Source organism: Erythrobacter sp. (genome assembly GCF_023653175.1).
In the GTDB taxonomy this organism is placed as follows: Bacteria; Pseudomonadota; Alphaproteobacteria; order Sphingomonadales; family Sphingomonadaceae; genus Erythrobacter.
In genome coordinates this window covers 1-9,014 of sequence record NZ_JAMNXL010000144.1, presented here as the reverse complement: position 1 = coordinate 9,014, position 9,014 = coordinate 1, and the positions used below count along the sequence as shown (strand labels likewise).

Annotated in this window: 5 protein-coding genes and 1 pseudogene; all 6 read right to left on the bottom strand. The window is 61.7% G+C overall.

The features are described from left to right. Positions 1–367: pseudogene (locus tag NBV68_RS14500) on the bottom strand (hypothetical protein); the annotation flags it as partial. 60 nt (positions 368–427) lie between these two features. Further along, positions 428–1,267: an oxidoreductase gene (locus NBV68_RS14495; RefSeq protein WP_296310922.1), complete on the bottom strand. Its 840-nt coding sequence runs from the start codon at positions 1,265–1,267 to the stop codon at positions 428–430. 96 nt (positions 1,268–1,363) lie between these two features. After that, positions 1,364–2,239, bottom strand: coding sequence for an AraC family transcriptional regulator (locus tag NBV68_RS14490; RefSeq protein WP_296310920.1), 876 nt, complete (start codon positions 2,237–2,239; stop codon positions 1,364–1,366). A 137-nt stretch (positions 2,240–2,376) separates the two neighbouring features. Then, positions 2,377–3,294, bottom strand: a complete 918-nt coding sequence (locus tag NBV68_RS14485) for a DUF2493 domain-containing protein (RefSeq protein ID WP_296310918.1) — start codon at positions 3,292–3,294, stop codon at positions 2,377–2,379. A 305-nt stretch (positions 3,295–3,599) separates the two neighbouring features. Then, entirely contained in the window at positions 3,600–4,658 is a 1,059-nt protein-coding gene (locus NBV68_RS14480) for a toprim domain-containing protein (protein WP_296310917.1), read from the bottom strand. A 1-nt stretch (position 4,659) separates the two neighbouring features. Further along, positions 4,660–8,973: a strawberry notch family protein gene (locus tag NBV68_RS14475; RefSeq protein ID WP_296310915.1), complete on the bottom strand. Its 4,314-nt coding sequence runs from the start codon at positions 8,971–8,973 to the stop codon at positions 4,660–4,662. Positions 8,974–9,014 lie beyond the last annotated feature (41 nt).

Genomic DNA, 9,014 nt, shown 5'->3' with positions numbered 1-9,014 from the left:
TTTCGGAGCTGCCTTGGCAGATGCCGAGACCGAACAGGCGTTCAGGATCGACGCCGGGCTGAGTGCGCAGGAAGGCTGTGGCACTTACGATATCGGCGACCTTGTGGAACGGGTTTTCATAAGCCCTCGGTTCACCGCCGCTTTCGCCCCGGTAGCGGGTGTCGAAAGCAAGTGCGGTATGGCCGAGCGCCGCCAGCCGCCGTGCATATTCGGTGGGTGCCTGCTCCTTTTGAAACGTCATCGGTCCGATGATGACAAAGGCCGCGCTGTTCGGCGCTGCAACGTCAGGCGTGTAGAGATCGCCGACCAATTGGGCGTCGGGGTCTGCGCTGTCGAAGCGGACTTTGGTGGGGGTGATGTTTGTCATGATGAGTTCCTTAATCTGTTTGTAGAGTGGTTGGAATTTTGTCTGCAAAGGGGTGGTTGGTTAGGATGCCATCAATGTATCGCGGCCCACGGCCTCCCATCGCGCAATATCGGCCAGCATTTGTTCGGAATGGGCGCGAATGGTATCGATAGCATCGCCGCCCAATTGCAAACGCAGCGGTGTGACATCGGCCCTGATTGCGAGATCAATTGCGCGGGCTGCCTTATATGGATCGCCAAATTGAGTTCCATTCATGCCATCGGCAAAGTCGCGGATCGGGCCGACGCTATCGGCATAATCAGGCATCTCGGGCATTCGGCGCATGTCATTGCCCACCAGATTGGTGCGAAATTGCCCAGGTTCGACGATCGTGACCTTGATCCCCAGATGGGCAACCTCGGCGGCCAACGCTTCTGACATGCCTTCCAGCGCGAATTTGGATGCAGAATAAGCGCCAAAGCCTGCGAAGCTCAATTGGCCGCCGTTGCTGGAGATGTTTGCAATAGCGCCCGCGCCTTGCGCTCGCATGACGGGCAAGACCGCCCGTATGACATGGATGGCACCAAAGAAGTTGGTTTCCATTTGCGCCCGCCACTCGGCATCCGGCGTTTCTTCCAGTGCACCGATAACAGCGTAGCCCGCATTATTGATAAGGACATCAATGCTGCCAAACCGTGCAATGGCAGCGGCGACTGCGGCCTCTGCATCATCAGCAACCGTAACATCCAGCCGTAGCGCGAGAACGCGATCAGGTGCGATTTCAGCTAAGGCCTCCAGCTTGGCCATCGAACGCGCTGTGGCGACAACATTATAACCCTCATCAACGGCATAGCGGGCAAAAGCCTCACCAAGCCCGGAGGATGCGCCGGTGATGAACCATGTTTTGTGCGTGTCTGTCATTTTCAACTCCTTCATCGGTGCTGTGCGATGAGGAGCTTTTGCCAACTTGGCCGCTGGACTGATTGCACAGCACTGCGCGATTTGTGAAGATTCCTGCTATTGAGCCTCGCGATAAGCCTTAGGCGTCTCGCCCGTCAATTTCCGGAAAATGCGCGAAAAGTGGGGTTGGTCGGCGAAGCCGCAGCGCAGCGCGATGTCGCTTATGGCCTGTGTGCGATCACCGAGCCTCACCTTCGCCTGTTCGATCCGGTAGTTCATGAGAAACTGATAGGGACTATCGCCCAGAACTTCTTTGAACAGGCGCGAGAAGTGGGCCGTGCTCAGAGCGGCAATGCGGCCCATATCCTCAACCGTGATTGGGTCACCATAATGATCGGTTACATAGTCCAGCACGCGCTTGTAGTGGCTGGCGGTAAAGCCTTGACTGAACTGCAAGGCTTCTGTGCGCATGTCGCCGTATCGCTGGATCAGCTTTACAAGGAAAATGCGAGCCAGCGACTCATACATGACTTCCGAGCCGGTGCTGCGGGAACGCAATGCATCCAGTAGCATCATCGCCGATTGGCACAAATCCGGATCGAGCTGTTGCGGGGTGTCAAGAAGTTGGCGATCAGAGAGCAAAACTCCGAGTTCGGTGGTCGCGAATTTGGCCATCCGCTCTGGCATGATCGTAATTACGATCACCTGAGATTGTTCGTGCCAATGCCAGCCGCTCTTTACACCTGCCGGGGTCAGGATGATTTCGTTGGGGCGAAAGGTGAAGTCGCGATGCGCTTTGCCGCGCCAGTTTTCCACGCGCATAGAGGCAGCGCGAAGGTTGCACAACAAATGGTGTTGCTCGAAAACAGCGGCAGGCATCGAGGCAGGCGCAGCCTCGAAAAACTCGAGGCTGAGCAGCTCGGCTGCGCGCGGACGGGCGACATCAGAGCTGCGGAGTAGTGCTTCGGAGGGATATACATCTTGGTAGCGCATTTCGCCAAGTTATTGACGCTGCTTTGATTCTCAAAGCACAATCACGAAAAGCTGCGACGGTGAGTCCTCTTTGAACGAAGGACCGCAATTATTCACATTTTTCAAAGCCTAAACGACTAGAAAGTCGTCGGCAGGGGTCATTCGATCGCCCATACCGAAATCCCCATCTTGCGCGCCTTGTCGACGAGGTTGGCGCTGATGCCATTGCCCGGGCAAGCGACCACGGCCTTTGGGATCGCTTCCAGCATCTGGTCGTTGCGACGGAATGGTGCCGCCTTCTTGAACCGATTCCAGTCTGGCCGAAACGCGACATGGGTGATCTTGCGATTGCGCGCCCAGAGCGACGCGATGTGTTCGCCGCCGGTGGGATTGCCGCCGTGGAACAGGACCATGTCTGGATACTTGGCGAGCACCTTGTCCAGCACGGCCCATATCCGGTTGTGGTTCTGATACTCAGGTCCGGATGTGAACGCGATGCGCGTGCCCACCGGAAGCAGCGGTTCGGTTTCTGAGCGACGCTTCGCAGCGAGGAAGTCGCGGCTATCGATCATGGCGGCGGTCATAGTGCGATGATTGACGAGTGACCCGGTACGCGGGGTCCAGGCCTTGCGGAAATGCGTCTCGAACTGTTCTCCGGCAGCATCGCGCATAAATTCCATGGCGTTGCGGCGTTCGATCAAGCCGGTGCCTTCGCGAAGCAGGCGTTCGAGTTCGACCGACATGACCTCGGAGCCATCCTGCGCGCGCTGGCTGCGCTTCTGAGCATCTTCGTTGTCGTCGAGCTCACGCTGGATCCGGCCTTCGGCGCGGTGGAACAGGTTGGCAAGCGACCAGCACAGGTCTTCCAGATCGGGTTCCATCCTGGTGTCGATCATGGTGGCGATGAGGGCATCGAACATGTCGGCGACGGCGCCAGCGGCAATGCGTTCTTCGGGGAGCGGTCGCGGATCGGCTTCGTCGGAGAAGGGGCGATAGCCGTAGAGTGCAATTTCATCGAGGAGATGGGCGGTGGCTGAGTTTTCGTGTTCGGGTTCTGAACCGGGCGTGATGGTCATCGCATCGGTCCTTGGGGCTTTGGGACCGGGCACCTTGCCCGGCCTTCATGGGCGTCCCTCTGACCGGCTGCCGCGAGGCTGCATCCGCATGGACCGAAGCGCAGCGGAGGATGGCGGACGGGCGGCTATTTTGGTTCGCGATGGAAAGGCGCGGATGCGCCGCCGGAAAATAGCCGCATGACCGCCATTGCGGCCTCGCGGCAGCCGGTCTCTCGGACGCCACTCGAAGGAGGCCGGGCTGGGCCAGGTCTTGGCTCAAGTCCTATGCACGCCGCCATCGTCCCGTCCTCCAACCCCGTATCGGCTCAACCAATGTCGACGGAAAAGCGTGTCTGATCCTGCTCTCGGAGATGATGGCGGACGCGTTCCGCCAGTGCACCAGCGCCATGCTGGCGGAGGTCGTCGTTGAAGTCGGCTAGGTCAGGCATGAGTGACAGGAGTTCGATCCCGGCTGCCTGTATGCGGTCCGTCAGAACGGCAAACGCTGCGTCGCCTGCAGCATCGCGGTCGCGCGCGACATAGAGTCGCCGGATTGTCGGCGGGAACAAGATCGCTGCGAGGTGGGCTGACGATGTTGCGGCTGCCATCGGCATCGTTGGCAGAACTTCGCGCAACGACAGCATGGTTTCGATGCCTTCGCCTGCGATCATGACATCATCCGCAGTTCCGAACCTTACAGCGTTGCCGAGGATGTTGCCCAACGCCCTGCGCGGGGATGCGACTTTGGCCTTCGCGCAGCCGGATGGATCGAGCCAGGTGCGATGCGTGCCGGTCTGCAAGCCGTCGCTGTCGGTTACTGCTGCGATCAGCGCCGGGAAAGCGCCCGCAGTTACTGGATCATCGTTCTGGTTTGGTCTGTAGTAGCATCGCGGATGAAAGCGCAGGGCTGGCAGGTCGGATACGCGTGTGATGCCACGTGATCGCAGGTAGGCGCTCGCGATTGATCCAGTCAGTGGTTTCGAGGCGGCAAACAGGCGTATGGCAGCGGTCGTGGATCCTGCGCGCGCGGGCGTGGCGAATGACGCGGCACTGCGCTGATCGTCCGAAGCCGATGGCGGAAGGCTGAGGAAGCGTTCGGCTTCCTCAATAGTTTCGGAGAGACGCCCATGCCGCTGGTTGAGCCGGATGAGGTCGACGAGATCGCCATGCTCACCGGTTGCGGCATCGACCCAGTTGCCGATCGCGCCGCGCTCGGTTTCGAAAAGACGGACGTAGAGACTGCGCCCGGGCGTTCCGGCGACATCGCCAACCATCCAGTAACGGCCTTCACGCCTGCCTGCGGGCAGATAGTGGCGGCAAACGGCCTGTACGTTCTGTGCTAGCCGCTCCGACAATTCTGCGGCGCGCGTGGAGAGCTTGGCCATGTCAGGCTGCCTTCCGGTCGGCGATGCGCGTCAAAGGGTGCCGTTCGAACAGTCGCTCGAGCGCAGCCGACCCTGTCACGATGTCGTCGGGGACGAACAGACGCAGTTTCCAGCTGATGATCTCGGAGAACAGCCCCATGGCTTTGAGCCGGTCGACCGCCGTCGATCCGAACCCGGTGAGTTCAATCCGGTTCACCTGCATCAGCCGAGACCGGCGCAGTTGCAGCCCATCGGCAAGGTCGAGCACCGCGTGCCCTTCACGCAGCAATCCGATTGCCTGTGGTGGCGAAAGCACGGGCGCGTCTGGCTTGGCCGTCGCACTCGCTGCCCATGCTGCGGACACCCTGCGCCCGATAATGCGCGTGCCATCGTCGGTCTGAAGCCGGTAGACGCGGGTCGATTCTTCCGGAAGCTGTTTCCAGATGGGGAGCAGCAGGCCGGTGACGATGTGCAATTCGCTTATCGTGAATTCATCGACTTGCGCCACCTCGTCTTGCCAGACTACCCCGAATGTCCGCTCGTCCATCTCCTCCCAGTGGGTCTCGGCAAGGTGGGTCAGGGCGAAGTTCAGCCGCTCCATCGGCCGGATCAGCCGGATGCGGCGCTCAACCTCGCCATCGTCGAGCATAAGGCTGCGGGCGGGCAGCTGGACAGCAGCGCGCCGCGAGCGGGCATTGACCAATAGCCTCGCGCCGGGTTCACGCCGCAGTTCGAGCGCCCGCTCGAGCGAGACCGGCTGGTTGCGCTCCTTCATTGAAATCGTCAGCAACCGGGTCTCTGCGCCCGTGGCCGGATGGACGTAGATCGGCTCGCTGCCCGTGACGGTGAAGCTGTCTGCGGTGAGCGTTTCCAGCCCGAGATCGTAACTGCCCGCCGCGATTGCGCTTTCGACCTTGGCGCTGAGCAACTTCTCGAACACCGTGAACAGCACATTCTGCATGTCGATGGTGAGTGCCAGCAGCCGGTTCAAGAAGGTTGTGATCGGCGGCAGGTCGTCCTTGAGGCACCCGCTGCCGTCGGTCAGCGACAGGCCGGTCATGCTCTCGAAGGTGGCGAGTGAGCATCGCTCGACCTTGCCCGCATAGAGCAGCACATAGAGTTGGCGCAGGGCATCGCGGGCATAGGGACTTTCGAGATTGTCTTCGGGGCGGAACAGCCCCTGACCACCGGTCTGCCGCTGTCCGCGCGTGATTGCGCCCAGCGTGTCGAGCCGCCGCGCGATGGTTGAGAGGAAGCGTTTCTCGGCCTGGACATTGGTGGCCACCGGCCGGAACAGCGGCGGCTGCACCTGATTGGTGCGGTTGGTGCGGCCCAGGCCCTGGATCGCGGCATCGGCCTTCCAGCCTGCTTCCAGCAGATAGTGATGGCGGAGCCGCTGGTTCCTCGCGCCCAGATCGGCATGATAGCTGCGTCCGGTGCCCCCAGCATCGGAGAAGACCAGTATCTGCTTCCGGTCCTCCATAAAGGCCTGCGCTTCAGCGAGGTTGGCATGGGCAGGCCGGTTTTCGACGGCGAGCCGGTCGCCATCTGCATCGACCTTGCGGACGATCCGGCGCGAACGGCCGGTCACCTCGGCCACCATATCTGTCCCGAACCGCTGCACGATCTGGTCGAGTGCGCCTTGTACCGGTTCCATCGATGCCAATTGCTCGATCAGCCGGTCACGTCGTTCGAGCGCCTCGCGGCACTGCACGACATTGCCATCCTCGTCATAGGCTGGCCTGGACGCGAGATTGCCGTCGCCGTCGGTGAAGCTCTCATGAAGCTGGGTCGGGAAGCTGTGGAGGAGGTAATCCAGAACATATTCGCGTGGCGTGATATCGACCTGAATGTCGTTCCACTCGCCCGGATCGATGTCGGCGAGGCGGCGCGACAGCAGCGCTTCCCCCGTCGAGACGATCTGCACCACAGCGGCGTGGCCATCGGCGAGGCCCTGCTCGATCGCGGCGATTAGCGTTGGCGTCTTCATCGCCGTGATGAGGTGATTGAAGAAGCGCTGCTTGGCGGATTCGAATGCCGAGCGGGCTGCCGACTTCGCCTGTGCGTTGAGCGTGCCCTCGCTGCTTGTGACGTTGGCAGCCTCCAGCGCCGCGTCCAGGTTGTTGTGGATGACCTGAAACGCCCCTGCATAGGCATCGTAGATGCGAACCTGGTCAGCGGTGAGCTGGTGCTCGAGCAGCTCATATTCGACGCCTTCGTAGGACAGCGAACGGGCGGCGTAGAGACCGAGGGCTTTCAGGTCGCGGGCAAGCACCTCCATCGCTGCGACCCCGCCTGCTTCAATGGCTGCGACGAAATCGGTGCGCTTGTCGAAGGAAAAGTCTGCGCCGCCCCACAGGCCGAGCCGCTGAGCATAGGCAAGGTTCTCGACCGTGGTGGCGCCGGTTGCAGAGACATAGACGACCCGGGCATCGGGGAGCGCATGCTGCAGGCGCAGTCCGGCACGTCCCTGCTGCGAGGGGGTGCAATCGCCCCGTTCGGATTTGCCGCCACCGGCATTCTGCATGGCATGGCTCTCGTCGAAGACAATGACCCCGTCGAAGTCGGTCCCCAGCCAATCGACGATCTGCTGGACCCGGGAAACCCGGTTTTCGCGCGCGTCTGAGCGTAGCGTGGCATAGGTCGTAAAAAGGATGCCCTGCTCGAGCCGGATCGGCGTACCCTGACGGAAGCGGGCGAGGGGCGTGACCAGCAAGGGCTCTTGCCCCAGAGCCTTCCAGTCGCGCTGCGCATCTTCGAGCAGCTTGTCGGATTTCGAAACCCAGACTGCGCGCCTTCGGCCCTTGAGCCAATTGTCGAGCACAATCCCTGCCACCTGACGCCCTTTGCCTGCTCCGGTGCCATCGCCGAGGAACCAGCCTTTGCGGAACCGGACGGCCGTGTCGCAGTCATCGGGTGCGGCTTCGACCTTGTCCCAGGTCGCATCGACTGCCCAACTGCCGGCGAGATGGTCGGCATGGGCTTCGCCCGCATAAATCACCGATTCGAGCTGGGCATCGGACAGCAGCCCCTGTTCGACGAGGCCAGCGGGCAGATGCGGGCGATAGCTCGGCTTGGGCGGCGCGACCGAGGACATCGCGGCTGACTGCACCAGTCGTGTCGGATGTGGCTGAGCGCCAGCGATACGGACCGATTGGAGGGTGTAAGGCTCATAGAGCGTTTCGGAGAGCTTGCCGTCGTTCGGAGGACACCAGTCGATCACATCATAGCCGAGCGGCTCGCCGGATGTCCCAGCGATCGCCGCTGCAGCCAGTCTCGGCTGTGAGCTGCCTTTGATCGCTTGTGAATGACGCGCAGCGACCAGTGGCTGAAGAGCTGACGCGGCGATGGGCTGCCGTGGTGGGAGGCTGTCGGCCACCCAGCGCAGCAAGGTCGCAAGATCGGGAGCCATGCCCGGCGATGTGGGAAATTGCGCTGGATCGTCAGCGGGAGCCTTGTCGATCACGGTCAACCGAGTTTCGACAGTAGTGCCGTGCGGTGCGAACACGCTGCCCGCAATGGCCGCGCTGAACACGACCCGGGCCTTGTCCTGTATCCGGATGAAACCATCTCGCCATGCGTTGTGATATGGCGCGCAGTTGGCCCCTGTGATCGCGACGAGCCGACCGCCGTCTGAAAGCCGTGCCACTGCTGATGACAGATGCCGAAAGCCTGCGTCGGCCACACGGGCTTCAACATTCAGCGCTGCCGAGAATGGCGGGTTCATGATGATGCAACTCGGCACCACAGCTGTATCGAGCCGGTCGTGGATCTGTCCGGCGTCATGCATCGACACGGCCGAGCCTGCGAACAGGCTGCCAAGCAGGGCTGCACGCATGTCGGCGACCTCGTTCACGGCCAGCCTGCATCCGGCGAGCTCAGCCTGTACCGCCAGCAATCCCGTGCCCGCTGATGGCTCGAGCACCAGTTCGCCCGGCCGGAAGCTTGCAGCAAACCCGGTCACCCATGCCAGCCCCAGCGGCGTCGAGAATTGCTGGTAGGCCTGCATTTCCTCGCTCCGCCGGGTTTGCGTGGGGGCGAGCCGGGCAATCCGCTCAACCAGTTTCAGCCGTTGGACCGGATCGGCGGTCCTCGTATGGATCGCCGGGCCGTAGCGGCGCATGAACAGCAATTGCGCGACCTCGACGGCTTCGTAGGCGGTCTTCCAGTCCCAAGCTCCGGTCGCATCGCTTGCGCCAAAGGCAGACTGCATGGCGGTGCGAATGGCAGGCGTATCGATCCGGCGCCCGGCGGCAAGATGGCCGAGCAGGTCATGGGCTGCGGCGATGATCGCGGTTGCGGTCTGCTGCGGACATGCACTAGCGAGCGGGCGCATATAGGCACCCGCCAAAAGCGAGTTTGTCATATCGAAATTCC